We start from the raw sequence: 26068 nt of genomic DNA on the forward strand, positions 1-26068 counted from the left end.
CCGAACGCCCCGCTCAGATGGTGTGTGGGTCGATCACCCGGACCACGAACCGCCGTTCGCGCAGGGTCTGCACTGTGGGATGTTCCAGACCGATCACCTCTGCCAGCCGGTCCGCCACGACCCCGACGTCCTCGGTGGCGGGGCCGTCGCCGGCCTGTCTCGCCACCAGGGCGAGATCGCCGAGGCAGCGCAGCGTGTCGGGGTGGTCCGCACCGATCACCGCGGCCAGCCGGCCGGCGGTCTCCCGCAGCCGGTCCCGCGCCGACTCCCAGTCACCCTCCTCGGCGAGGCACACCGCCTGGTTGACCTCCGCCGCGAGGGTGTGCGGGTGGTCCGGCCCGAGCACCTTGCGCAACTCGCCGACCGCCCGGGCCGCCGACGCGAGGGCGTCCGACCTTCGCCCGAGCGCGCGCTCCGCGGCCGAGATGTTGCTCAGCGTCGCCAGGGTGTGCGGGTGCTCCGGGCCGAGCCGGAGCTGCTCCTCGAACGCCACCCGCACGGCGTTCATCTCGGTGAGCGCCCGAGCCGCGTCGCCGACGGCCAACAGGTTCGCCGCACGGCTGGAACGACACGCCACCGTTTCCGGGTTGTCCGGACCGAAACGATCGTCGAGTTCGCGGTAGGCCGTCTCGAACATCGGTGCGGCCTCGCTGCCCCGACCGGAACTGCGCAGGGACACCGCCAGGTTGACCTGAGCGGCGAGACTCTGGCCGTCATCCGGCCCGAGCACCTCGCAGTACGTCTCGTACACGGTGCGCAGCAGGGCCGTCGACTTTTCGTACTCGCCAGCTTCGCGCAGGTCGCTGCCGAGCCGCACGGCGGAGACGAGGGTGTAGGGATGTGTGGGGCCGAGCACCAGCCGCCGCCGCTGGTGCACGTCGTCGTCCCAGCGACGGGCCGACCGGTAGTCGCCGACCAGCCGGTACGAGACGGCGAGGTTGTTGGCTGCGCTCAACGTCCGGGGGTGGTCCTCGCCGAACACCTGGAGCCAGGAGGCGTAGGTGGACCGGTCCCGTTCCAGGGCCTCGGCGTAGCGGCCGAGCGCCCGCAGGTCAGCGCCGAGGCTGCCGGCGGTCATCAGACTGTGCGGGTGCAGCGGGCCCAGCAGTCGGCGTTGCTCGGCCAGCACCGCCTCGTCCAGTTCCCGCGCCTCGTCGAACCGGCCCCGGCAGCGCAGGATGTTCGCCCGGTTGAACCGCAGGTGCAGCAGTTGGCGGCCCAGCGCCGACGCCTCGACCTCGTCGTGAGGGTCCCCGAGCCGGGCGCTCCAGGTGTCGTCCACCTCCTGGCTGAACACGTCGGCCTGATCCAGACCGCCGCGCTGCCACAGATAACGGACCCGGTCGATCAGTAGCTGACACACCGGCTCGTCCGGGCAGGTCAGCGCCTCGGAGACCTCCAGGTGCGGCCAGAGCATGCGCAGCCGGGCCCAGGTGGTCGGGTCGTCCACGTCGCCACGGGGCCGGGATGCGGCCAGCACGAGGTGCACCTGGTGTCGGGCGGCGTTGATCTCGTCGTCGGTCATCCGGTCGCGGACCACCGCCTGCATCAGCCGGTGCACCTGGACGCGACCGCCCTGGACGTCGAGTTTGAGCAGTGCCAGGCGGTTGATCTGCTGGACCAGGGCGCCGCGCACCAGCCGCTCGGTAACCGACGGGTCGAACGGCACGAGGGCCGCCGCCATCTCGTCACTGTAGATGAGTTCGAGGGCGATCTCCGGGGCCAGCACCGAGCAGAGCTGCAACAGCCGGTAGGCGGCGGGCGCCTGCTCCAGCAGCCGGTTCAGTGACAGGTCCCAGGTCGCCTCCACGGAGAGGGCGCTGGGGCCGTGCCGCTCGATCTGCCGCAGGTAGTCGGCGACCGACGTGCCGGTGTCGGCGAGCCAGGCCCCCGCCGCGGCCACAGCGATCGGAAGGTCGCCGAGCGCCTCGGCCACCCGGTCGGCCTCCTCGGCGCTGATCGTGGGCACCCGCTGGGCGAGGTGCGCCACGCTCTCGGTGCGGTCGAAGACGTCCACCTGGATCGGGTTCGCCCGGTCACCCCAGGCGCGGTTGCGGGAGGTCAGCAGAACGTGCCCGGGGCCCTGCGGCAGGAAGGGCTCGATCTGGTCGAGTTCTTCGGCGTTGTCCAAGACGACGAGCCACCGCTCGTACGGCTCACCACGGCCGAGTACCTGGAGCACCGACCGGACCGTGTCGGGCAGGGTCGGCCCGACGAGGATGCCGAGGCGACCGGCGAGGTCGGCGAGGGCCGTGTCGACGAACTGCGGCGGGTCCGCCACGATCCACCAGACCACGTCGTACCCGGCCCTGAACCGGTGCACGTATTCCAGGGCCACCTGCGTCTTGCCGACGCCGCCCATGCCCTGCAGGGCGACCGGCAGCACCACGGCGCTGCCCCCGCTCTGCAACTGCGCGCGCAGCCGCGCCAGGTCGTCCTCCCGGCCGGTGAACCGGGCGTTCCGGTTGGGAGCATTGAAGATCAACGGCTCGGTGCCGGGATAACGGGCACTCCCACCCGCTGGGCCGTCCGCCGACGACGGCACCGGCCGGCCGACCAGCCGCAGCACCCGTTCCGCGGCGGTCGCGGCGCTCACGTTGACCAGGTTGGTGGAGCTCTGGGACGGGAACTCGGCCAGTGGGCGCAGGTCGTCGACGTACACGGCCAGGGCCGTGGAGCCGGTGCTCGTGTCCCGGTCGGGCATACCACCGGACGGGGCCGCCACGTAGGCCGGCGAGACCACTGTCAGCGTGCGCGGGGCCGGCGTACCGGCGGACCCGACGGCGGCCGTGGGCTCCACCACCCGCAGCCCGGCCGAGCTGAGCAACCGCTCCAGCCACTCGGCCCAGATGGCGTCCTCCGGCGCGTACCGGAGCACGATCTGGTCGTCGATCGCCTCGGTGCGTCGGCGGAACCGGGCCTTGCCCCGCTCCCGCACCGACTCGTCCATCACCGGCAGCGCGGTCACCCCGCCGTTGGTGAGGATCCCGGTCAACGTCTCGTACGCGGCCAGCAGCGACGTCGGTGAGCCCGACGGGTCGCCGAACGTCGCGAGGGTCTCCTCGTACGCGTAGAACGGTCGGTACGGGACCTCCACCACGGCCCAGTAACGCCGCCGTTCCGCCTCGGTCATGCCGGCCGGCAACCCGGCGAACCGGCGCATGGCCAGCAGGCGACCCGCCTTGGCCCGCTCCTTCTCGGCCTGGTCGACCCGCATCGGCACCGGCAGGACCCGGATGTCGCGCCGCCGGTACCGGTCCCGTACCGAGTGCGCCACCCGGGCCGCGCCGTCGATGCCCTGGTCGCTGAGAGTGAAACAGTCGACCAGGGTGTCCGGTAGGTGCAGGGTGCAGATGTCGGCGACGTCGCTCAACCCCGTCCGGCTGTCGATCAGGGTGAAGTCGTACTGGCGCTTCATGTCCGCCCGTAGCGCCTCGAAGAACTGCGCGCCACCCAGCCGGTTGTAGAAGTTCTCCCAGTCCAGCCCGCTCACCGAGACGGCGTAGTCGCTGTTCTGCCGCCCGGCGGAGAGGAAGTCGAGGCCGCCGCCGTCGGGGAAGTTCCAGCGCAGCGAGAACGCGTGCCGCCCGACCCGGGCGTACTGCTCCATCCAGCGGTCCGGCCGGTCGTCGACCCGGGTGGTCTCCCACTCGTAGTCGCGAATCATGTCGATCACACCGCTGGTGCCCTGGATCGCCTCGGCGTCGAGGAACGGGTGGAAGAAGCGGTGCAGACCTGGCGATTCGAGGTCCCAGTCGGCGACGAGCACCCGCTTGCCGCTGGCAGCCAGGATCCAGGCCACGTTGGCCAGCGCCATCGTTCGGCCCGTTCCACCCTTGAACGAGTAGAAGGTCACGACCTGGCCTTCGCGATCGTTGTTCATCGGTTTTCTCCGTGGGGACGCGGTGGGGCCGGATCATCAGGCGGGGACGCGGGGTCGGTGGAAACGGTCGAGCCGGCGGCGGGCGGGCCGTCACGCAGGCTCGGCACCGGCTCTGGCGGTGGTTCGAAGGGGACGACCGGGCCGTACTTGAGGAACTGCCGGCGCGCCTCGGTGACCAGCGCGGGCATCAGGTCGACGAACTCCGGCATGTTGCACGCCCGCTTCACCTGGGGCAGGCCGGCGTCGTACAGCAGCTGCGTCACCTCGGTGGCCCAGCGGGTGGCGTCCTGGCTGTCGTCGTCGGTGACCACCAGCGGAACGACCCACTCCCGCAGGCCGTGCAGCATCCGGGCGAGGACGCCGGCCGCGTCCGGCGCCGCCGCGATCCACGGGTCGACAAGCAGCACGGCCGGCCGCCGATCGAGCAGCGCGGAGGCCTGCGCGAGGTCCTCGGTACGGGCCGAGAGCCCGAGCCGCTCGGCGGTGCTGGCCGCGTACTCGGCGGCGGTCAGTTGCTGGCGACCCCCGTACGGCCGCCAGAGCCGGCCGCTGGCGGCGTAGCCGGCGGGGTCGCGATCGGTCGGCAGCCGGTCCCGGGTCGGAGCCAGGACGGCCACGACGAAGTCGGGGTCGGTCGGCGCCGGACCGACCACCTCGTCCAGGCCGGGCGCCCGGGACGGGCCGATCGGTTGTCGCTCGGCGGTGTGCACGATCCGGCTCGCCAGGCGGCTCAGCATCAGCTCGTACTGGGCCCGGTAGGAGGCCAGCATGCAGAACGCGCGCAGGCCGTCCGCCGCGTACTCCGGGACGTCCCGGCCCAGGTCCAGAGCACCGTCCAGCTCCGGGTGGGCCTCCCACGGGGGGAACGGGATCCACAGCACCGGGGTGAAATGGCCGGCGGTGACCCGGGACGACCCGGCGGCGGTCAGCCGGGCCCGGAAGGACTCCTGCTCCCCCAGCGCCCAGGGGCGACTGAAGTAGCCGGGCGAATAGAGCGGGACGAAGACCTCAGCGTCACCGAGCGCCTCGGCGAGGGCGGCCTTCCAGTCGGCGCCCAACGGGATGTGCTGATCGAAGAAGCCGATCCGCATCCCGTCGACCGGTCGCGCCTGACGCCGGACCTCGTCGGTCAGGTCGGCGAAGAACTGGCCGACCCAGACGTCGGCCCGGGCGCCCGGCGGCGGCGCCGAATGGGCGTAGCTGAGGAAAAAGTACGTCCCCCGCGCCGACCGACTCGGGTCCGCCGACGGGCTCATCCCGGCTCCGTCTCGTGCGCGGAGCTACCCGCGATTCGTGGTTCGATGCGACGTCGTGCGAAGGCATGCCGTTCCAAGTCGCGACGGTGCGCGCCGAACCAGCCGATCGCGAAGTCCACTGCGGCACGCACTGGCAGCAGGCGCGCGCTTGCCCGCCCCACCCGACCGTGCCGCACCAACGGCGTCTCCTCGAGCGCGGCACCGACCGTCGGGAAGTCCCGGTCGTCCAGGTCGAGGGCCCGAAAGTCGAGGCGGACCCGCCGCCCGTCGACGAGCCGGAAGCAGCGGTAGTCGCGCTCGGGTAGCGGCACCGGCAGCCGGTACTCGGCCAGGTGCAGGGCGGTGCACGCCTCGTAGCCGAGGCCGAGCAGCAGGATCTGCCCGTCCGTCGCGTAGAGCTCGCCGACCGGTGAGCGTTCTCCCAGGTGGCAGGTGAGGTCATGGGCGTCGGTGAGCTGCCGGGCCTGCGGGCCGAGCGCGGCGAACGAGGTCTGTGGATGATCGCTGCGCACGGCACCGGGGGCACAACGGACGTACTCGGCGAGCGCCCCCATCCGCTGCGCGGGGGTGCTCCGGCGGTCCCAGCCCGGCAACGCCGCCTCGTACCGCTCGCGCTGCGCCCGGTCCATGCCGGCGGTGGCCGCCAGGTGGGCCCGGGAGGTGGTCGAGTTGCCGTCGGTGTGGGTGGGCACCAGCAGCGTGCCGGCCGGGCCGAGGACGTCGCGCAGCGCGCCGGCGAGGGTCGCGGGGCCGTTCTCGAGCGGGCCCACCCGGCGCAGGCCACAGTGCACCAGTAGGCGCGCCCCCGGGCGTACGCCCAACGCCCGCAGGTCGTCGGCGAGGTGCGAACGGCCGAATGTGGGCGGTGGGTGCTCATCTGGCCTCGACACGGGTCTCCTCCAGGGCGTGCCCGAGCTGGCCGACGAACCGCTCACCGGCCGCGGTGAGCGACCGGCTGGCCAGCAGCGCGTCGACGCCGTCCCGGGTCCACCCCAGGAAGTGGGCCGCGTGCGCAGACGCGTCCGGATGGTCGGTGGCCGCCCGGGACTGCCAGACCTGGGTGACGGCGAGATGGGCGTACACCCCTTGGAGGACGCCCTCCGGTGGTCGCGGGTCGGGTCGCCACGGCACCCGGATCCGAAGGCCCTGCCCGGGTTCGACAAGGTCGTACAGGTCGAGCACCGCACCCAGCTTCGCGTGCTGCCACTCGTGCACGAGCAGCACCGCCATCGTCTCCGGGTCGGCATGGGGGGTGACGGCGACAGCCCCGAACGCGTGCCGGGCGGTCGCGCTGCGCAGAGGTCGCGCCGGGTCGGGCGCCAACGGAACGACGGCACGCAGGCCGCCGTCGAGCGCCGCCGCGTGCGCCGGCACGTCCCGGTGCACCACCCGCCAGGCCTCCGCCAGCGTACGGCCCAACGCCCGCGCCGCCGGGACCTCCAGGCGGGACTCGACCGGCTGGCCGTAGCAGTCGCGGTACGGGTCACCGTCCTCAAGGAGTAACCGGCCACCGGGCACCGACACGTCGCGGGTCGGAAACCAGCCGATCGACGGCGACGCCAGCGGATCGAGGAGCACCGTCTGCGCGACCGACCCGCCCCGGACCTGGAACTCGCCGGGCCGGACGGTCACCTCGGCGCTCTCCCCCAGGCCGGGCAGCACCAGGCTGCCGAACGTGGGCAACGTGATCGTGTCGGCCCGCACCGGGACGTGCAACGCGGCCGGGACGCCGACCCGCAGCGCCGCGGCGATGGCGAGGGCGGGCAGTGGGTCGACTGCCGCGCCGAGGCCGGGCGGCGATGACGAGTCGAGGCGATGCACCAGCGCGGGCCGGACGAAGGGGTGGGCCAGGATCGCCCGGACCGCCTCCGGAGCCGCCCGGTCGAGGTGGACGAGCAGCTCCCACGCGGCAGTGGTGCCGGACCCGTCCCGGCAGGCCGCCAGCAGCGCCCGGGTGATGGAGAGCTGGGTGTCGGCGAGCAGCGCGAGCGTCGACGCCGAGCCGTGCCCGGTCGCCAGGTCGTCCAGCAACTCGTCGACGGACGAGGTGGTCGCCCCTTCGCCCGGCGCGGATGGAGTTTTCGGTGGGTAGGCGTCCACTGTGTCGATCAGGCGGAGCAGGTCGGCGCAGTACACCGAAGGGTTGTCGAAGCCGGAGCCGGTGCGCCAGCGGTGGGCGTACAGGCCGCCGCCGCACCGGTCGACCACCGGGCAGGCCCGGCAGGTCGCGCAGAGCCCCTCGACGCCGTCCTGCCGGATGGCGACCCCGGGGTGCCGCGTGACCTCGTCCACCGAGTGGTCGAACACGTCGAAATCGGTGCCGGCCGCGCCGTGGTACGCGGTCTTCAACGAGTCGACCTGCTCCCAGCTGCCGTCCGCCTCGATGACCAGCACGTCGGCCGGCGCGAGACCGAACGCCTCGGTGCCGCCACCACCCGGGCGCAGCGCCTCGAACATCCGGATCGACATCGGGCGCCCGTCATCCACCCACCGCCGGTGCAGCCGCCCCAGCCAGTCCGCGTACGGGGTGGGCTCGGGGCCGGGCCGCTGCGGGGGGTTGTCCCAGGTGGCGTGGGGCAGCAACAGGTCGACCCGGGGCGGGCTCTCGGCCAGCAGCGCCTCGTACACCCGGTCGGGATCGTTGCGGACGTCGATCGTGCAGAGGATGCCGGCGTAGCTGGCGCGGTGTTCCGGCCGTCGGAGCAGGGCCAGCGCCCGCCGGACGAGGTCGTGGCTGCTGCCGCCGTGGGCGAAGACCCGGTGGCGGTCGTTTGCGGCACGGTCGCCGTCGAAGGAGACACCGACCCGCACGTCGTACTCGACGAACAGCCGGCACAGTTCCTCGTCGAGCAGCACGCCGTTGGTCTGCATGCGCAGGTCGAGTCGTGTCCAGGGGGTGATCGTCTCGCACAGCTCGGCCAACACGTCGCGTAACCCGGCGGCCCCCAGCAGCAGCGGCTCACCCCCGTGCAGCACCACGTGCGCGACGGGCAACTCGTGCTCGCGGGCGTGCTCGGCGATGCGCCGTGCGGCGGCCTGGACGGTGGCCGGCGGCATCCGCGTCGGACGGCCACGCCAGGTCTGGTCGGCGTGCTGGTAGACGTAGCAGTGGTCGCAGCTGAGGTCGCACCGGCTGTGCACCTTCAACACGAACTGGCTGATCCGCCGGCAGGATCCGCCCACTCCGGGCGGACCGCACCGGCAGACCATCACTCAGATGGACGAGTTGAAGGCGGCGACGGCCACGATGCCGGACGGCACGGAGTCGTTCGCGACGACGCGGGTGCGCACCGCCTCGATCAGATCGGCGTGCTCGACGGCGATCCGTTCCAGCGGAATGTGCAGGCTACGGGTGAGACCGTCTAGGTCGGGACGGGATGGGCGGGTGGGGGCATGGTCCACAATGAGTCTCCGGGGGCCCGGGGCGCTGGGAGCGCGAGCGGCGGCTGTGGCTCGAACGGCTCTGGTCCGTGACAAGGATAGACAAATATCGACCCAGTGTCACCGTCGGTACCATCGCCGACACGGCGAGTGGCGCACGGCGGTGGACGGAGGAGGAGCTGACATGTGCCGGAGCATCAAGACGCTGCGTGAGCCGTTCACCCCGCAGGTGACCGACGCGGACGTCGAGGCGGCAGCGTTGCAGTACGTCCGGAAGATTTCTGGCTTCCGAGCTCCCGCCGCGCACAACGCCGCCGCTTTCGACGCCGCGGTGGCCGCCGTGGCCGAGGCGACGCGCACCCTGCTCGACCAACTGGTGGTGCGGGGCGCCGGATCGGGCACCACCGACCGGTCGGCCACCGCCGCCAGCTGATCGCCGCTGACCGGCACGGCACCCGGCCGGGCCTGACCCTTGAGAGGGTCAGGCCGCGGCGAGCGCCGGTGCGACGGTGTCGGGCGCCCAGCGCGAGCGGTGGCACTGCGACCAGCCCCGACACCCCGGGTCACCCAGCGAGCAGAGCCGCAGCCTGCTGAGCACCTCACCGTCCTCGGTGTCCCGCACGTCGAAGTGCACCGGACGGACAGTGCCATCCGGAGCGACGAGCAGGTGCCGGCCCGCGTCGAGCGTGTCGTCGCGCAACAGGCAGTTGCGGCCCAGCAAACGGGCCAGTGCGGCGATGCTCGCGTGCTCGGAGAGCTGCTCCGGCACCCCGTAGCAGTCCACCACCGTCGCGAACTCGCCCGGCGCCTGCCAGACGTCACACACCACCGCGTACGCCGGCAGCCGCGCCGGGTCGGCCACCGCCAGCGGCATCACCACCCGACCAAGCGCCTCGGCCAGCGCCGGGTAGACCTCCACGGGTTGAGCCCCGTCGATTCTCCAGTTCCACAGCTCGGTCATTCCGCCTCCTCGCTGCGTTCGTCCCCACCGGCCTCCGGATCGGGCCTTACACACGATGGTGGGGGGCATTTGACCCCAGCCGGGGGCAAGTTACCGGTCTGTGACCATTCCGGGCAAAATTTCCCTGAGCGGCATTGCTCGGAGTAGCGGGAAGGTGACAGTTTATCGGGTACGGTGCGCCATCCGCACCACCGCCGCCGCGTGTCCCGCGGCGGGCCGACCGCCCCCGGTCAGCGCAGGACGACCAGGTGTTCCCCCCGGGGCAACAGCTCGCCCACCACCGGAGCGCCGGGCACCTCGCCGGCGACCAGCAGGCCACCGGAGGTCTGCGCGTCGGCCAGCAGCAGCCGCTCCGCCTCGTCAGCCGCGCCGAAGTCGGTCCACGGGGTCACCCACTCCAGGTTGCGCCGGCTGCCACCGCTGACGAACCCGTCGCGCAGCGCCTCCCGCGCGCCGGCCAGATAGGGCACCCGGGCGGTGTCGATGGCCACAGTGACCTGGCTGGCCCGAGCCAGCTTCGAAGCGTGCCCGAGCAGCCCGAACCCGGTCACGTCGGTGCCGCACCGAATGCCGGCGGCGACCGCCGCGCGGGCGGCCTCCCGATTGAGCGCGCTCATCGTGGCCACCGCCTCCGGGAAGCTCTCCCCGGTCGCCTTGTGCCGGGTGTTCAGCACACCCACCCCGAGCGGCTTGGTCAGCGACAACGGCACCCCGGCCCGCCCGGCGTCGAGAGTGATCAGCTCCTCCGGTCGGACCGTGCCGGTGACCGCGAGACCATACTTCGGGCCGTCGTCGTCCACGCTGTGCCCGCCGGCCAGGTGACAGCCGGCCTCCCGCGCCACGTCCTGGCCGCCGCGCAGCACCTCACGGGCCAACTCGAGCGGCAGCACGTCGCGCGGCCAGCAGAGCAGGTTGAGCGCCACCAGCGGGGTGCCGCCCATCGCGTACACGTCGGAGAGCGCGTTGGCCGCGGCGATCCGACCCCAGTCGTACGCGTCGTCAACCACAGGGGTGAAGAAGTCGGCGGTGCTGACCAGGCCGGTGCGCTCGTCAAGGCGCACCACCGCCGCGTCGTCGCCGTGGTCCAGCCCGACCAGCAACTCGGCAGTGCCGGTCGCCGGGCCGAGACCGGCCACCATGATCTCCAGCTCGCCCGGCGGGATCTTGCAGGCGCAGCCACCGCCGCGGGCGTACTTGGTCAACCGTACGGGTTCGGTCATCCACCCATGATCGCGACAAGGCGCCACGATCGCCACCGCGACCACCCATCCGGTGACCGAAATCGGACGCCTGAGAACGATCGTGACCGGTGTTACCGCTCCGTGACCCGCTGGGTTGCGTTCTGCCACATCAGGCCGCCTACAGTGGCCGCACCGGGGGTCAACCGACCCCGATCCGGGAGACGACAGGGGACGGTGGACGACGTGACGACGGGCGAACCGCTCATCGTGCTGGACGCGGTCAACAAGTGGTTCGGGCCGCTGCACGTGCTGGACGACGTCTCACTGTCGGTGGGTCGGGGCGAGGTGGTCGTGGTGATCGGCCCGTCCGGCTCCGGCAAGTCGACGCTGTGCCGCGCCATCAACCGACTGGAACCGATCAACTCGGGCACCATCACCTTCGACGGCCAGCCACTGCCGGCCGAGGGCAAGCCCCTCGCGAAGCTGCGCAGCGAGGTGGGCATGGTCTTCCAGTCGTTCAACCTCTTCGCGCACAAGACCATCCTGGAGAACGTCACCCTCGGCCCGATCAAGGTCCGCAAGGAGAAGCCGACCGCCGCTCGCGAGCGCGGCCTGGCCCTGCTCGACCGGGTCGGCATCGCGAACCAGGCGGACAAGTTCCCGGCGCAGCTCTCCGGCGGCCAGCAGCAGCGTGCGGCCATCGCCCGGGCCCTGGCCATGCAGCCCAAGGCGATGCTCTTCGACGAGCCGACCAGCGCCCTGGACCCGGAGATGGTCGGCGAGGTGCTCGACGTGATGACCTCGCTGGCCAGCGACGGCATGACGATGGTCGTGGTGACCCACGAGATGGGCTTCGCCCGGCACGCGGCCAACCGGGTCATCTTCATGGCCGACGGCAAGCTCGTCGAGGACGCCTCCCCGGCGGAGTTCTTCGAGAACCCGCGCAGCGACCGGGCGAAGGACTTCCTCTCCAAGATCCTCACGCACTAGGCGTCCGTAGTGGAGCGCGCCGTACTCGGTGGGCTCTTTGAAAGAAGGAGAAGAGTATGCGTATGAAGCGCGTGGCGGCGGTCGCCATGATGGCCTCCCTCGCCCTGTCGGCAGCGGCCTGCGGCAAGGAGGGTGAGCCGACCCCGAGCGCGGGCGGCACCGCCTCCGGTGGCGCCCAGTCCGACACCTGCAAGAGCTCCGGCGCGACCTTCACCCCGAAGACCGACGCGGCCATCGCCGGCAGCCCGACCTTCGAGAAGATCAAGGCGGCCGGCAAGGTCTCCGTCGGGGTCAAGTTCGACCAGCCGAACCTCGGCTACAAGGACGCCCAGGGCAAGCGGTGCGGCTTCGACATCGAGATCGCCCAGTACGTGGCGAGCACGCTGGGCATCGACCCGGCGAAGATCGAGTACAAGGAGATCGCGTCGGCCAACCGGGAGACCGCGATCAAGGGTGGTGAGGTCGACTACTACGTCGGCACCTACTCGATCACCGACAAGCGCAAGAACGACATCTCCTTCGCCGGCCCGTACTTCGTCGCCGGCCAGGACCTGCTGGTCCGCAAGGACGAGACGTCGATCACCGGCAAGGACACCATCAAGGGCAAGAAGGTCTGCTCGGCCATCGGCTCGACGCCGATCCAGAAGGTCCGCGACGAGGGTCTGACCGAGGCGAACAACATCGTCGAGTTCAAGACCTACTCGGAGTGCGTCTCGCAGCTGCTCGACAAGAAGGTCGACGCCGTCACCACCGACGACGCCATCCTGAAGGGCTACGCGGCGCAGAGCCCCGACGAGCTCAAGGTCGTCGGCAAGCCGTTCAGCACCGAGAAGTACGGCATCGGCCTGCCCAAGGACGACAAGGCGCTGCGCGACTACGTCAACAACCAGATCGAGGCCTCGTTCGGCGACGGCACCTGGCAGAAGATCTACGACGGCACGCTGGGTCTGTCCGGCTCGACGGGCACCCCGCCCACCCTCGAGCGGTACTGACCAACCGGCTCGACACGAGTTGCGGCGCCGGGCGGGGCTCGTCCCCGTCCGGCGCCCGTCCGAGGACTGAGAGCGAGGCATGGGCGAGTTCTTCCGGGTACTGACGGACAACGGACAACTGTTCGTTGACGGGTTCACCAACACCGTCAAACTTTTCCTGATCGCCGCGGTCGGCTGCCTCGTCCTCGGCACGCTGCTCGGCGCGATGCGGGTCTCCCCCGTGCCGGCGCTGCGCGCGTTCGGCGCCACGTACGTCAATCTGGTGCGCAACACCCCGCTGACGCTTGTCTTCGCGTTCCTGGTGTTCGCGGTGCCGAAGCTCGACGTCAACATCGACTACTTCCCCAGCGCCGCCATCGCGCTCACCGTCTACACCTCCGCGTTCGTGTGCGAGGTGATCCGCTCCGGCGTCAACACCGTCGCCGCGGGCCAGGCCGAGGCGGCCCGTGCGCTGGGCATGACCTTCGGCCAGGTGCTCACGCTCATCGTGCTGCCGCAGGCGCTGCGGGCGATGGTCCCGCCGATGATGAGCGTGTTCATCGCGATGCTGAAGAACACCACCATCGCCGCCGGTTTCTCGGTGCTGGAGGCCGGCGCGATCCCCGCGTACATGGCCGAACGAGGCGAGCCGCAGTTCGCCGTCCTGCTCTGGATCACCATCGGCTTCCTGATCTTGATCCTGCCGCTGGTGGCGTTGCAGCGGTTCCTGGAGCGCAAGTGGAGGGTCGCCCGATGAACGAGCATGCGAACCCCACGGTCGCGAACGGAAGGTGGCTGAGTTGAGCCAGGCGTCGATCCTCTACGACCTGCCCGGGCCCCGCGCCAAGCGGCGCAACACGATCCTGGGCGTCGTCTCCACCGCCGGCATCATCGCCCTACTCGCCTTCATCGGCTACAAGTTCGCCGACACCGGCCAGTTCGAGGCCCGCAAGTGGGAGCAACTGCAGTACGCGTCGGTGCAGCGCGAGTTGCTGGGTGGGCTGTGGGCGACACTCAAGGCTGCCGGCATCGCCGCGGTCCTGGCACTGATCTTCGGCGCGGTCTTCGCCAGCGCCCGGCTGAGCGACAAGTGGATTCTGCGTACCCCGGCGACCTTCGTGGTGGAGCTGTTCCGGGCGATTCCACTACTGATTCTGATCTTCTTCGGGTACTACGTGCCGCTGCAGTACGGCTGGTCGATCGACAAGCTGTGGGCGCTGGTCATCGGGCTGATGCTCTACAACGGCTCGGTGCTCGCGGAGATCTTCCGGGCCGGCATCAACGCGGTGCCGTACGGGCAGACCGAGGGCGCCTACGCGGTTGGCCTGCGCAAGAACCAGGTGCTGCGGCTGATCCTGCTGCCGCAGGCCGTCCGCTCGATGCTCCCGGCGATTGTCAGTCAGCTCGTCGTGCTACTCAAGGACACCGCGCTCGGCTTCATCATCACGTACCCCGAGCTGCTCTTCGTGGGTAAGCAGATCGGCGGCCGGTTGCCGTTCGGGCTGCCGTACGTGCCGACGTACCTGATCGTGGCGGCGATCTACATCGCCATCTGCGGCGCGCTGTCGGCCCTGGCCTGGTGGTTGCAGAAGCGGATGGGCCGTAGCCGGCGGACGGCGGCGAAGGTGCTGCCCGCCCAGAACGCCGGCGAGGACGCCGCCCGGATGATCTGACCTGCCCACCGTACGCGTGATCGACTCGAGTTTCTCAATATCGGGGTGCTCCGTCCTTGGGGGCACCCCGATATTGCTGATTCGTGGTGATCCGATCTACTTGGTCAGGTCGCGGGAGAGCACGGCCGCCCCGATGTCGTCCACGTCGGACACCCGGATCTTCCGGGCGGCCCGCATTACGACGTCCAGGATGAATACTTCCAGTGCATCCGAAGACTTGTCACGGCCACTGAGCCTTCCCGAGTAACGGTTGGTGGCGTTGTGTGATCACGTCGTGCGGCCGTGGTCGATGTGGAGCAAAACCAGGGCTGCGGCGGTGATCCGGCCGATGCTCCAGGGACACGGCCACCCGTCCGGAGCAGTGCTGTTCTGCACGTTCCCCCCGTGGCTGTCGTGCTTGCCCGACTGCCACAGATCCACCCCGGGCGGCGGCCCGGGGGCGCGGTACCGATCGGTCTCGATCAGTGTGGCCGTCGATGCTGACGTGGGCGTAGCCAGCCATCTTCACGGCCAGCAACACCGAGTGCAGACCGGGCGCCTGGGCGGAGAGCTCGGTGAGGCCCTCAAGCAGGTACGCGCACCCGGTCGGCCGGCTGACGGTGCTCTCCTTGGCCAGTTGCGAGATGCGGGTGCCGTCGACCATCCACCGGATCACCAGGGCAGCCTGCTTGAAACAGCCCAACGACCGGGTCCCGTCGCGGGTGGCCAGCCGCTGCCCTTCGACGTGCAGAAGGCCGGACAGGAACGAGACGGTCGCCTCACGTACGGGCAGGATGGCGGTGTATGTGAATTCGCAGCGACGCAGAACCTCGATGACGGTGATCCCGGGAAGGACTACCTTCATTGCGAGGTTCTGCGTCTTTTCATTGCACCGCGACAGATCCGGCCGCGTCTGGACCGCCAACCACGTCGGCCACTCCAAGGAAGGTGATGACTACGTGTTGATACAGGGAGTCGCGAAACCTTCCCTGGTAGTCATTCCGAGGGTCGCAGCGAATGCCTGGTTGCAGTACTTCCGACCATTAGAGCCAGCAGTGCTTACACTCGAAATGCACGACTTGCCTCTTCCGCATCCAGTCTCATGCGTTGCCACAATTCCGCCGACCTGAGCGGTCGCGATTCTGGCGCGACTGGTGTAGCCAAGTTGCTCACCCGAACATGTGACCCTAGTAGAGGCCTCGATGTAGCCGTTCCACGTTTGGCCGATCCAGGCCCAGCCGGCGCACTTACCGGTATCGAGCGGTGAAACCTCCACCGAGAAGTTCGAGGAAGCTTGAACGCGATAAACTGGGTCGGCGGCCGCCCCGGTCGCCAGCGCGGGGGAGGCCGGGACCATCATTAGAACAGTAGCCGCGAAAATTGCCGAGAGCAGCGGACGGAGGCGCCGAAAATTCCTCTTGTGAATTTTCATCCTGCGACCCTATGTGCAATATTTATTGCCGTCAAGGGCAGCGACGATGTGACTGTCTCGGTGAATAGCTTGCCGAGCCGATTCCTTGCAGGTCAGGCGAGTTTCACGAGTCTTGAAAATCGATGAGGCCGCGGCCTGAGGTGCGACAGCATTTGACCAAGGCCCAATGCGTCGACCAGGAGACCGACCTATACTGTCCCCCCTCCACGATTCTGCTCAGGCTGCACCGCTGCCCATGCCGCACCCCGCAAGTGCGGGGGATCCTCGTCCTGCACCACATCCGACAACCGCCACGCGCCGTAGCAACCGCGCAGTCTCAGATGCGCCCGGTGAACCGTCGTCGACACAGCGAAGCGGTCAGCGGGCGATCTCGGTGACCCGGGACTCGCGGACCACTGTGACCCGGATCTGACCCGGATAGGTCAGCTCCTCCTCGATCTGCTTGGCCACGTCCCGGGCCAGCACTGCCGCCCCGATGTCGTCGACGTCGTCCGGCTTGACCATGACCCGGATCTCTCGGCCGGCCTGCATGGCGAAGACCTTGTCCACACCGAGCTTGCCGGCCGCGATCTCCTCGATCCGCTCCAGCCGCTTGACGTACGCCTCCAGGCTCTCCCGGCGCGCGCCCGGCCGACCACCCGAGCAGGCGTCGGAAGCCTGCGTGAGCACGGCCTCGATGGTCTGCGGGGGTACCTCGTTGTGGTGCGCCTCGATGGCGTGCACCACGTCCTCGTGCTCGCCGTACTTGCGGGCCAGGTCCGCGCCGATGATGGCGTGGCTGCCCTCCACCTCGTGGGTGAGCGCCTTGCCGATGTCGTGCAGGAACGCCGACCGCTTGATGATCGGCACGTCCAACCGCAGTTCGGCGGCCATGATGCCGGCGATGTGGGCGGTCTCGACCAGGTGCTTGAGCACGTTCTGCCCGTACGAGGTGCGGTAGCGCAGCCGGCCGAGCAGGGTCACCAGCTCCGGGTGGATCTCGGTGATACCGACCTCGACCAGGGCGTCCTCGGCGGCGCGGAGGCAGAGCTGCTCCACCTCCTGCCGGGCCAGGTCGTAGACCTCCTCGATCCGGTGCGGGTGGATGCGCCCGTCCAGGACCAGCTTCTCCAGGGTCACCCGGCCCACCTCGCGACGGACCGGGTCGAAGCAGGAGAGCAGCACCGCCTCGGGGGTGTCGTCGATGATCAGGTTGACGCCGGTCACCGACTCGAAGGCGCGGATGTTGCGCCCCTCCCGGCCGATGATCCGCCCCTTCATCTCGTCACCGGGCAGGTGCAGGACGCTGACCACGCTCTCCGCGGTCTGTTCGCTGGCGACCCGCTGGATCGCGTCCACCACTATGTGTCGGGCGCGCTGCTCGGCCGTGTTGCGCGCGTCGGACTCGATGTCCCGCACGAGCAGCGCCGCTTCCCGCTTGGCAGACGTCTCGATGGCGTCGACCAGCTCCAGTCGCGCGGAGTCGGCGGTGAGCCCGGCGACCCGCTCCAACTCTCGGCGGCGCAGCTCCTCCGACTCGGTCAGTTCGGCCTCGCGCTGGGCGAGCGCGGCCTCCCGGGCTGCGAGGGCGGCCTTCGCGGCGGTGAGCTGCCGCTCCCGCTCGGCGAACCGCTCCACCTCCTCGGTGTGCATCCGCTCCCGCTCGTCCATCCGAGCTGCCCGACGTTCCACCTCGGCGGCCTGCTCCCGGGTGGTGGCGGCGAGCACCGCGACCTCCCGTTCGCCGCTGCGCCGGGCTGCCGTCCGTAACTGTTCGGCGTCCGCCTCGGCCTGCTTGTGGGCGCGCTCCAGGACGGTGTCCGCCTCGGCCCGGGCGTCGTCGAGGACCCGCCGCGCCTCGGCGCGGGCCGCCTTCGCCTCGGCCTTCGCCGCCGCCGCCTCGGTACGGGCCGCGGCGGCCGCTGACTTCGCCACGTCGATAGTGCTGTTCGCCTCGTCGGCCGCGGTCCGCAGGGCGGCCAGGGACTGCTCCTGGCGGTCCTTCTCGGCGATGAAGGCGGGATCCTCCGGAGCCGGCGCGGCGCCCATCCGGCGCATGGTCCGGATGCCGACCAGCACGGCCCCGATCACCACCACCGCGAGGACGAGGACGGCCGCGAGGAGCACGACGTCGAACGCGTTCATGCCGGGACCCCGTCGGGTCTACCGATGAACCTGTGCCGCCGCCCCGCCATGGCCGCCTCCCCTAACGTCGAGACCGCAGCGACCGTGCCGGGGGCACACTCCTGCGGCTGTGGACGCCCGACCGGAGCGGCTGGCCGTGGGTAGCTTTCTCCGCCGGCGGTGCCCATGGGGCAGCGTCGGCGACCGGGTGCAGTTGTCGCAGCGTTCCGGACCGGCCTGTCCGGAACTGCCGCCAAAGGCCGCGGAGTCGGCCAAAGTGATGCTGTTCTGTTACGCGATCTATGTTGTGCGCTTAGCCTGCGCTGGTCGGGCAATGTGAGCCTGTATGGCGAGGCTAGGTCGCCGGGGGTGCTCTGGTCAAGGACTCATGATCAAACCCCCCGAACGGAGAGAAGTTGAACCGTCACCACGTGCTCATGTCGCGTCGGACAGGAGCGGACAAACTCCGCGAGCCGACGGCCTCGATACGGATGTCGTGCCTGTTCAGCGGCGGCGGCACCCCGCGTAAGACCCGACTTTGTGACACCAGCGACCCCCCGCTCGCGCCCAGCCCTCGTCGGGCTCGTCACTTCAAGATCGCTCCAACTTGAAGGTCGACACTGGCGCGTGAGAGCTGCGGCCGGGCGAGGAAGTCCCGACGATCTTGCAGTTTCGGTTGTCAGTATGGGCGGAATGCCCCTGACGTCGGGACAGAAAGTGCAAGATCGCGGTCGCTCGGCGGGCGCCGGTGCTCATCCCGACGGGCGGTCCTCAGCATGAGGCGACACACCCATCGCGTGCGCTCAGTCGACCAGACGGTTGTCGCGTTCCAACTCGCCCTCGGCGTCGGCGAGCGCGTCGGCGTCGATCTGCTCGGCGAACTCGGCCGCCTCGGCGCTCTGCGCGGCGAGCACGTCCTTCACCGCCCGGATGGCCACACCAGGCGGGTAGCCCTTGCGGGCCAACATGCCCACCAGCCGGCGGAAGACCGCGTCCGGCTCGCCTCGGGCGGTGCGTAGCTTGCGCTCCACCAGGCCACGGGCGGTGCCCGCCTCGGTCTCCTCGTCCAGCTCACCCAGCGCCTCGGTGGCCACCTCGCCGTCCACGCCCTTACGGCGCAGCTCGTTGGCGAGTGCGCGGCGAGCGAGGCCGCGCCCGGCATGCCGGCTGGACACCCAGGCCCGGGCGAACGCGGCGTCATCGATGATGCCGACCTCGTCGTACCGGTCGAGGACCTCGGCCGAGACCTCCTCCGAGATGCCCCGCTTGGCCAACGCCCCGGCCAGCTCGGCCCGGGTGCGGGGCCGGACGGCAAGCTGGCGCAGACAGATCTCGCGGGCCACCTCGGACTCGTCGCGTGGAGGCGCCGGAGACTCGACGGTGTCGGCCTCCTCGGACCGACCCCGGCGGCCTCGCGGAGGGCGGGGCGCATCGGTGGCGTCGCCCGTACGAGGCGGACTGGCATCCCAGCCCCGCCCCGTACGAGCGCGTCGTCCTGCCATCGGTCAGCGACCGATCAGAAGTCGACCGGCGGCAGCTCCGGGCCACCGGCGGCGTCACCCGCGCCGACCCCGACGCCGAGCTTCTCCAGGATCTTCTTCTCGATCTCGGCGGCCACGTCCGGGTTTTCCTTCAGGAACTCCCGGGCCTTCTCCTTGCCCTGACCGAGCTGGTCGCCGTCGTACGTGTACCACGCTCCGGACTTGCGGATGATCGCCTGCTCCACGCCGACGTCGATCAGCGAGCCCTCACGCGAGATGCCCTTGCCGTACATGATGTCGAACTCGGCCTGCTTGAACGGCGCGGCGACCTTGTTCTTCACGACCTTGACCCGGGTGCGGTTACCGACCACGTCGGTGCCGTCCTTGAGGCTCTCGATGCGTCGCACGTCGAGCCGGACCGAGGCGTAGAACTTCAGCGCCCGGCCACCGGTGGTGGTCTCCGGGCTGCCGAACATGACGCCGATCTTTTCCCGCAGCTGGTTGATGAAGATCGCCGTGGTGCCGGTGTTGCTGAGCACACCGGTGATCTTCCGGAGCGCCTGGCTCATCAGCCGGGCCTGGAGGCCCACGTGGCTGTCGCCCATCTCGCCCTCGATCTCGGCGCGCGGCACCAGGGCCGCCACCGAGTCGATCACGATGATGTCCAGAGCGCCGGAGCGGATCAGCATGTCCGCGATCTCCAGCGCCTGCTCGCCGGTGTCTGGCTGGGAGACCAGCATCGCGTCTGTGTCGACGCCGAGGGCCTTCGCGTACTCCGGGTCGAGCGCGTGCTCGGCGTCGATGAAGGCGGCGATGCCGCCGTTGCGCTGGGCGTTGGCCACCGCGTGCAGTGCCACAGTTGTCTTACCGCTGGACTCGGGGCCGTAGATCTCGACCACCCGGCCACGGGGCAGGCCGCCAATGCCGAGGGCAACGTCGAGCGCGATGGAGCCGGTCGGAATGATTGCGGTCTGGACGACCGGCCGGTCACCCAGCCGCATCACCGAGCCCTTGCCGAATTGCTTGTCAATCTGAGCGAGAGCAAGGTCGAGTGCCTTCTCCCGGTCAGGCCCTGCTGCCATGGTTGCCACCCCTGCCTTCGCCGGCGTCTTTGCTGAGCTTCGCGTCACGCGGACACGCTAGGCGCTAGGTCCGACAGAAAACCAGCCGACGGGCCGCGAGCTGTGGACGAGCACCCCGCTGTGGACAATAGCCGAACAGGTGTACGACTCGACAAGCGACACGCGGAACCGGCGAAAAGGCTGCTCAGCGTAGTCGAGCGGGCACCCGGTCCGGGTACGCGGCACAAACCGCCCGCCACACCACGTGCGTCTGCTCCCCCGATGCCAGGGCCTGCTCGATGGTCCGCCCGCCGAGCTGGGACAGCACCTGATCACGGGCGATGCTGGCCGCGTAGCCGGGCCCGAACGCCTCGTCCAGCCGCGTCCAGAAGTCGGTCAGCCGCACAGTGATCAGCCCTCCTCGTCCGGCGCCCCGGTCGGCACCGGGCGCAACGCTAGCGCCACCAGGGGCGCCGCCGCGACCGCCGCGAGCAGGGTGAGCACCGGATATCCGGCGAACTGCATGACAAACCCGCTGACCACGGCTGCCCCGGCCCCGGCCAACCCCATGATCAGGTCGGACAGCCCCTGGACGCTCGGCCGCACCTCGGCCGCCACCGACTCGGACAGCAGTGTCGAACCGGCCACCATCGTCCCCGACCAGCCCAACCCGAGCAGGACCAGACCGACCGAGAGCCGGGGCGTGTGGTGCCCGGCGGTGCCGGCGACCGCGCAGGCGGCCAGCAGCAGCCCGACCCCGCCGAGGATCACCGCCCGTCGACCGAGCCGGTCGGTGAGCCACCCGACCACCGGTGAGAACGCGTACATGCCGGCGATGTGCAGGCTCAGCACGATGCCGACCAGCCGCAACACGTCGGCGTCGGCGTGCGACTCACCGAGCCGCACCGGAGTCATCGCCATCACCGCCACCATCACCAGGTGACCCACCGCCACGGCGGCGATGCCGAGTCGGGCGGCGGGCTGTCCGCGTACCACCGACCAGGCCACACGCATCCCGGCGCCGCGCGGCGCGCGCACCGTGACCGGCGCGGCGGCCGGCGTCGCGCCACCACCTGCCGCCGGTGCCTCGGCCGCCACAGCGGTCGCCGTCGCGTCGGCGGCCGGCGGCGGATCGGTGGCCGGCGCGTCGGCCGCCGCGAGCCGCCGCGCGGTGAGCAGCGGGTCGGGCCGGAGCAACCCGAGGAGTACGACGGCAGCCAGCACGAACGCGGCCGCGCTGAACGCGAACGGGCCGGCCAGCGGGGGCAGCCCCCAGCCGGTGGTGACCCGGTCGGCAAGCGCGGCGAAGTTCGGCGCGGCCACCGCACCGATGGTGGTGGCCCAGACGATCAGGGAGAGCTGCCGCCCGCGACGGGCCGGCTCGGCGAGGTCCACCGCCGTGTAGCGGGCCTGGAGGTTCGCGGCGGTGCCCCCGCCGAAGAGCAGCATGCCGAGGAAGAGCAGCGGCACCCAGCGGGTCGCAGCGGCCAGCACCACCAGCAGGCCACCGACGGCGCCGACCGCGTACGCCAGCACCAGGCCCGGCCGGCGGCCGTGCCGCGCCATGATCCGGGTGACCGGGACGGCGAGCAGCGCGGCACCGACCACCCCGGCGCTCTGTGCGACACCGGCCACCGCGGTCCCGGCGATCCGTGCCGCGAGCAGCGCGCCCACGGCGATGCCGATGGTCACGCCGATCCCGCCGATGATCTGGGTGGTGAAGAGCAGCCGCAGGGTACGCCGCTGGATCGACGCGACGTCGGGTCGAGCGGTGGTACGCGGCGCGGTCAGGTCGGTCGCCATCGGCGCTCCTGTCGGAAGGGGTGACTCATCCTCGCGCACCCGCACCGAGCAGCGGCAGTGGGTTTTGCCGACAGCCGAACCCGGTTCGGCGAGCACGCCCCGTCGCGCCGCAACCGGGTCGCCACCGGACGGCCCACGCCTATGGTGCCCGGGTGAGCGATGCCGGGGTGTTGGTGGTCGAGCGGCTCAACGCGGCGTGGCACCGGGGCGACCTGGCCGCGGTGTCGGCCTGCCTCGCCGAGGACGTGACCTACAGCCCGAGCGCCTGGGACGGGCCAGCGGTGGCCCTGCGGGGTCGGGACGCGGTGTGCCGCGCCTTCGCCGACCAGCTCGGCCCTGGGCCGACCCTCGGAGCGGTCCGATCGGCCGGCGACCGGATCCTGTGCGAGTGGAGCTGGCCGCCAGCGGAGGACGGGACGGTGCTCCGCGGCGTGGATCTCTACCTGGTCCAGGATGGTCTGATCGCCGCCAAGGACGTGTTCAGCAAGATCACGGCGGGCGACTGAGGCGCCCTACCCGCCCGATCCTGGTGTTTCCGGCGCGGCCAGCAGGGACGCCAGCCGACGGATCCGGGTCAGGGTGCGTGCGGCGACGGCCACACTGACGGCGGCGACCACGCCGAAGATCACCGCGAAGCCCTCGTTGTCGGCGACGAGCAGAGCGAGCAGGACCAGCCCGAGGCACACACCCAGGACAAGCAGCAGCGCCGCCCAGGTGGCGCGCCGCTGCCGGGCGAGGTAGTTGGGCAGTTCGGCCCGTACCGCGGCGTCCTCGGGCACGGTGCCGGTCCGCAGCGCCTGGCGCAGCGCGATCCCCTCGGGATCCTGCCGGGCCTCGCCCACAACCCGCTGCACCAGAGAGATCGAGGGCCCGATCCAGACGGTGTTCAGCGCGGCGCCCAGCACGGCTTCGACAAGTGAGTCCTGCCGGTCGAACAGCCAGCGCACCGGCAACCCGATGAGCAGCGTCATCGGCACCCAGTAGACGGCCATGAGCTGCAACCCGGTCGCCCGCTCGACGAACCGCCTCCATCTCTCGCGGCGCCCGGTGGCCACAGCGGGCGCACCCGCACGACGCTCCTCGTTGTCAACGTCCATCGACCCCCGTTACCCACCCGGGCGATCCGCCACGCAATGTCAATCTTGGACAGTTTCCGTTACGGCGTAACGGAAACTGTCCAAGATCTGGACGTCGCACGGCTGGGTCGGTCAGCCGGCCATCACCCGCTGGTGCAGCGCGGAGACCGCCGAACGGGCCGCCACGAACGCGCCGTGCTGCCAGGCCACCTCGTGGCTGAGCCAGTCCCCGGCGAAGTAGACCCGCCCGGCCGGCTGGAGCAGCAGGTTGTAGCCGGCCGTGCCGTACCGGGGTGACGTCCAGGCGCCCTCGATGTAGCGGGTCCGGTCCCAGGCGTGGGAGTACGAGGTGACCAGCTCACTGCGGTACTTGTCACCGTGGATCTTGACACCCTGGCTGATCGCGCGCTCGCTGCGCTGCTCCGGCGTGAGACCGCTGTACGCCCTGGCGTTCGCCCCGGTGTTGTAGTAGCCGACGACCAGGCCGCGCTTCCCGTGGAAACCGTAGGAGGGGTACCAGATGTGCGACAGGTCCAGGTCGGTCTCGGTGATGCCGCCGTAGATCCGCTGATCGGTCTCCCACCAGCGGCTCCGGTACTCCAGGCCGATCTTCCCGGAGGCGGTGACCGGAAAGTCGGCCAGGGCCGCGGTCACCGGCGTGCCGAGATTGTGCGGCACGCGGGCCATCAGATGCGGCGGCAGCGCGGCCACGCAGTAGTCGGCGGTGATCTGCGACTGCCGGCCACCCTGCCGATAGGTCACCTCGACCCGGCTGCCCCGGTCGGTCACCCCCGTCACCTCGGCGTTGAGCCGGATCCGATGCGGGCCCACCGCCCGGGCGAGGGCGCGGGGGATCTGGTCCATCCCGCCGACCGGCTGGAACATCAGCATGGCCTGGTCGTAACCGAACTCGAAGGAGAAGTACCTGCCGACATTGCTGGCGAAGACGTTGGAGAGTGCCGGCGGCGCGCCGAGCAGGCTCCCCACGTCGTTGCCCGCACCGGGATAGGCGGAGTAGCCGCGGCGGTTGGTCCCGGTGTACGCCCAGTCGCTGGTCCGTCCGCCGATCGCGCCGAAGCTCTGCAGGAACGACAGCAGCCGGTCGCGGTCCTCGGTGGTGAGCCGGGCGTCCAGCGCGCCCTGGTCGGTGGCCTTCGCGAGCAGTTCCGAGACGTAGCCGTACACGTCGGCCTTGGCGGTGCGGTACCGGACCGGCTCGGTCATCCCGGCGGACTCGTTGTAGATCCAGGCGTCGGCGTTCTGGTTGGTGAAGACCTCGATGGGCACGCCGAGTTCCCGGCAGTAGTCCATCGTCACCATCCACTGTGCGATGCGCCCCGGCCCGGCGTTGAAGTAGACCCCGTCGGAGAAACCAGCCCGCTGGGTGCGCCCGTCGAGGTCCGTCTCGACGTCGCCGCCTCGGATGGTCAGGTTCCGCCCACCGACGCGGTGCCGCGCCTCGAGGATGGTGCAGTGGTAACCCGCCTTGCCCAACTCGTATGCGGTGGTGAGCCCGGCGATGCCGCCGCCGAGAACGACCACGCTGGCGCCCGAACGCCCGGTGAGAGTGAAGTCGGACCGCTCCGGCGGCCGGAACGCCGGGGTGACCGACGCCGCAGCGCTGGGGGCCAGCCCCATGGCGCCCATGGTGGCGAGCATCGCTCCGGCACCGCCGCTGATTCCGACAGTACGCAGGAACCCACGCCGGCTGACCATCGACTGCGTCTGATCGCTCATAACGGCCTCCCCTACAAGATCGACTCGCATGAGTCTGCAGAGGATCTGTTACGTGGTTCACGCATCGCCGTTTCCGGCGGGTATCACCTCGCCGCGCGACCCGGCCGGCGATTTCCGTCGGCTCGGATCGGGGCGGCTGCGTTTCGCGGCTCGGGCCGAGGGCGGTGGCGTCTCGGCGGGCTCCGGGTAGGGCGGGTTGCGGTCGCCGGTCAGCCGGGCAGGGCGCGGGTGACGACGGTGAGGTCGGCGACCAGGCCCTCGTACGCCTTGTCCTGATCGTCGGCCCGCAGGACGGCGGATGGGTGGATGGTGGCCAGCAGCCGAGCTTCTGGCGCGTCGGCCCGCTTTCCGGCGTTGTCCACCGGCACCTGTTCGAAGTCCGCGGGGTGTTGGGCCGACTCCGGCCAGGGCAGCAGATCGCCCCGCTGTCGGGTGACCCGGAAGGACGGGCCGAGCAGCGCCTTGGCGGCGGTAGCGCCGAGCACCACCACGACCTCCGGACGCAGCCGGGCGAACTCGGCGACCAACCAGGGGCGGCAGGCGGTGATGTGCGCCTGGTCCGGCGTCTGGTGGATCCGCCGTTTGCCGCGCAACTCAAAGCGGAAGTGCTTTACGGCATTTGTCAGGTAGAGGTGACCCGGGTCCAGCCCGGCGTCGTCGACAGCGCGGCGCAGCAGGCGTCCGGCCGGGCCGACGAAGGGCAGCCCCTTCTGGTCCTCCATGTCGCCGGGCTGCTCGCCGACGAGCACCACGCGGGCACTTTCGTCGCCCCGGCCGAAGACCGTCTGCGAGGCGTCCCGGTACAGCTCGCAGCCCCGGCAGCCGCCTGCGGCGGTGCGCAGGTCGTCGATGGTGTCAGCGTCGGGCGGGATGAACCGCTGGGCGCCCGGAGCGCTCCCGGTCTGCTCGGCCATGCCGACTGTTACATACCCGTTCGATGCTCGCCGCCGGATACGCCCCGGCGCCCCGGCCGCAACGCGTCAGTACCCGTTGCCACCCCCGTCGCCGCCGGACGCGATCGCGATCAGCACGATGACGATGATGATGATCGCCACCGCCACCGCGATCCAGATCCCCTTACGAGCCCCACCAGAAGCCAT

22 protein-coding genes are annotated in these 26068 nt (G+C 70.6%); 6 read left to right on the forward strand and 16 right to left on the reverse strand.

The features are described 5' to 3' along the window. Nucleotides 1–13: 13 nt before the first annotated feature. The 5 genes from fxsT to AB0C19_RS11245 all read right to left on the reverse strand — a co-directional run bounded on the left by fxsT (nt 14) and on the right by AB0C19_RS11245 (nt 8541). The gene (gene fxsT, locus AB0C19_RS11225; protein ID WP_357182862.1) at nt 14–3883 is read right to left on the reverse strand and encodes an FxSxx-COOH system tetratricopeptide repeat protein; all 3870 of its coding nucleotides are present in this window, start codon (nt 3881–3883) and stop codon (nt 14–16) included. Beyond that, nucleotides 3880–5139 (reverse strand): TIR-like protein FxsC, encoded by a 1260-nt coding sequence (locus tag AB0C19_RS11230; protein WP_357182864.1) that lies wholly within the window; start codon nt 5137–5139, stop codon nt 3880–3882. Before AB0C19_RS11230 ends, fxsT begins: the two co-directional genes overlap by 4 nt. Next, complete coding sequence (locus AB0C19_RS11235; protein WP_357182867.1) at nt 5136–6029, reverse strand: AAC(3) family N-acetyltransferase; 894 nt, start codon at nt 6027–6029, stop codon at nt 5136–5138. Before AB0C19_RS11235 ends, AB0C19_RS11230 begins: the two co-directional genes overlap by 4 nt. Next, nucleotides 6013–8289 (reverse strand): FxsB family cyclophane-forming radical SAM/SPASM peptide maturase, encoded by a 2277-nt coding sequence (locus tag AB0C19_RS11240; RefSeq protein WP_357182869.1) that lies wholly within the window; start codon nt 8287–8289, stop codon nt 6013–6015. The genes AB0C19_RS11235 and AB0C19_RS11240 overlap by 17 nt, the downstream gene beginning before the upstream one ends. A 63-nt stretch (nt 8290–8352) precedes the next feature. Next, complete coding sequence (locus AB0C19_RS11245) at nt 8353–8541, reverse strand: hypothetical protein (RefSeq protein WP_357182872.1); 189 nt, start codon at nt 8539–8541, stop codon at nt 8353–8355. 163 nt (nt 8542–8704) lie between these two features. On the opposite strand from AB0C19_RS11245, the gene AB0C19_RS11250 reads away from it, so the two are divergent. After that, nucleotides 8705–8953, forward strand: a complete 249-nt coding sequence (locus tag AB0C19_RS11250; RefSeq protein WP_112676127.1) for a DUF2277 family protein — start codon at nt 8705–8707, stop codon at nt 8951–8953. A gap of 48 nt (nt 8954–9001) precedes the next feature. On the opposite strand, the gene AB0C19_RS11255 is transcribed toward AB0C19_RS11250, so the two are convergent. Both AB0C19_RS11255 and selD read right to left on the reverse strand, forming a co-directional pair. After that, nucleotides 9002–9481 (reverse strand): hypothetical protein, encoded by a 480-nt coding sequence (locus AB0C19_RS11255; protein WP_091400520.1) that lies wholly within the window; start codon nt 9479–9481, stop codon nt 9002–9004. 230 nt (nt 9482–9711) lie between these two features. Continuing rightward, a complete protein-coding gene (gene selD, locus AB0C19_RS11260) occupies nt 9712–10701 on the reverse strand; it encodes a selenide, water dikinase SelD (RefSeq protein WP_350859666.1) in 990 nt (329 codons plus the stop codon). 195 nt (nt 10702–10896) lie between these two features. On the opposite strand from selD, the gene AB0C19_RS11265 reads away from it, so the two are divergent. The 4 genes from AB0C19_RS11265 (at nt 10897) to AB0C19_RS11280 (ending at nt 14296) form a co-directional block, all read left to right on the forward strand. Then, entirely contained in the window at nt 10897–11652 is a 756-nt protein-coding gene (locus AB0C19_RS11265; RefSeq protein WP_099851354.1) for an amino acid ABC transporter ATP-binding protein, read from the forward strand. A 56-nt stretch (nt 11653–11708) separates the two neighbouring features. Continuing rightward, on the forward strand, nt 11709–12644 hold the full coding sequence (locus AB0C19_RS11270; RefSeq protein ID WP_357182876.1) for a glutamate ABC transporter substrate-binding protein: 936 nt from the start codon (nt 11709–11711) through the stop codon (nt 12642–12644). A gap of 79 nt (nt 12645–12723) precedes the next feature. Further along, the gene (locus tag AB0C19_RS11275; protein WP_357182879.1) at nt 12724–13380 is read left to right on the forward strand and encodes an amino acid ABC transporter permease; all 657 of its coding nucleotides are present in this window, start codon (nt 12724–12726) and stop codon (nt 13378–13380) included. A gap of 43 nt (nt 13381–13423) precedes the next feature. Continuing rightward, nucleotides 13424–14296: an amino acid ABC transporter permease gene (locus tag AB0C19_RS11280; RefSeq protein WP_357182882.1), complete on the forward strand. Its 873-nt coding sequence runs from the start codon at nt 13424–13426 to the stop codon at nt 14294–14296. 220 nt (nt 14297–14516) lie between these two features. Here the strand turns inward: AB0C19_RS11280 and AB0C19_RS11285 are convergent, their stop codons facing one another. The 6 genes from AB0C19_RS11285 to AB0C19_RS11310 form a co-directional block, all read right to left on the reverse strand. Beyond that, complete coding sequence (locus tag AB0C19_RS11285) at nt 14517–15200, reverse strand: hypothetical protein (protein ID WP_357182885.1); 684 nt, start codon at nt 15198–15200, stop codon at nt 14517–14519. A gap of 864 nt (nt 15201–16064) precedes the next feature. After that, a complete protein-coding gene (rny, locus tag AB0C19_RS11290) occupies nt 16065–17831 on the reverse strand; it encodes a ribonuclease Y (protein WP_357182888.1) in 1767 nt (588 codons plus the stop codon). Between the two features lie 782 nt (nt 17832–18613). Then, nucleotides 18614–19312, reverse strand: a complete 699-nt coding sequence (locus AB0C19_RS11295) for a regulatory protein RecX (protein WP_357182891.1) — start codon at nt 19310–19312, stop codon at nt 18614–18616. Nucleotides 19313–19326: 14 nt separating this feature from the next. Further along, on the reverse strand, nt 19327–20373 hold the full coding sequence (gene recA, locus AB0C19_RS11300) for a recombinase RecA (protein ID WP_007456801.1): 1047 nt from the start codon (nt 20371–20373) through the stop codon (nt 19327–19329). 184 nt (nt 20374–20557) lie between these two features. Continuing rightward, nucleotides 20558–20758, reverse strand: a complete 201-nt coding sequence (locus AB0C19_RS11305; protein ID WP_030489422.1) for a DUF3046 domain-containing protein — start codon at nt 20756–20758, stop codon at nt 20558–20560. 5 nt (nt 20759–20763) lie between these two features. Then, complete coding sequence (locus tag AB0C19_RS11310) at nt 20764–22155, reverse strand: MFS transporter (protein ID WP_357182894.1); 1392 nt, start codon at nt 22153–22155, stop codon at nt 20764–20766. A gap of 152 nt (nt 22156–22307) precedes the next feature. On the opposite strand from AB0C19_RS11310, the gene AB0C19_RS11315 reads away from it, so the two are divergent. Then, nucleotides 22308–22661 (forward strand): nuclear transport factor 2 family protein, encoded by a 354-nt coding sequence (locus AB0C19_RS11315; protein WP_357182897.1) that lies wholly within the window; start codon nt 22308–22310, stop codon nt 22659–22661. A gap of 6 nt (nt 22662–22667) precedes the next feature. Here the strand turns inward: AB0C19_RS11315 and AB0C19_RS11320 are convergent, their stop codons facing one another. From AB0C19_RS11320 to AB0C19_RS11330, 3 genes are all read right to left on the reverse strand, one after another. Next, complete coding sequence (locus AB0C19_RS11320; RefSeq protein ID WP_357182900.1) at nt 22668–23252, reverse strand: hypothetical protein; 585 nt, start codon at nt 23250–23252, stop codon at nt 22668–22670. Nucleotides 23253–23363: 111 nt separating this feature from the next. After that, nucleotides 23364–24968 (reverse strand): FAD-dependent oxidoreductase, encoded by a 1605-nt coding sequence (locus tag AB0C19_RS11325; RefSeq protein WP_357182903.1) that lies wholly within the window; start codon nt 24966–24968, stop codon nt 23364–23366. Between the two features lie 209 nt (nt 24969–25177). Further along, on the reverse strand, nt 25178–25882 hold the full coding sequence (locus tag AB0C19_RS11330) for a UdgX family uracil-DNA binding protein (protein ID WP_357182906.1): 705 nt from the start codon (nt 25880–25882) through the stop codon (nt 25178–25180). Nucleotides 25883–26068 lie beyond the last annotated feature (186 nt).

It is taken from the genome of Micromonospora sp. NPDC048842 (assembly GCF_040649935.1).
Lineage (GTDB): Bacteria > Actinomycetota > Actinomycetes > Mycobacteriales > Micromonosporaceae > Micromonospora > Micromonospora hortensis.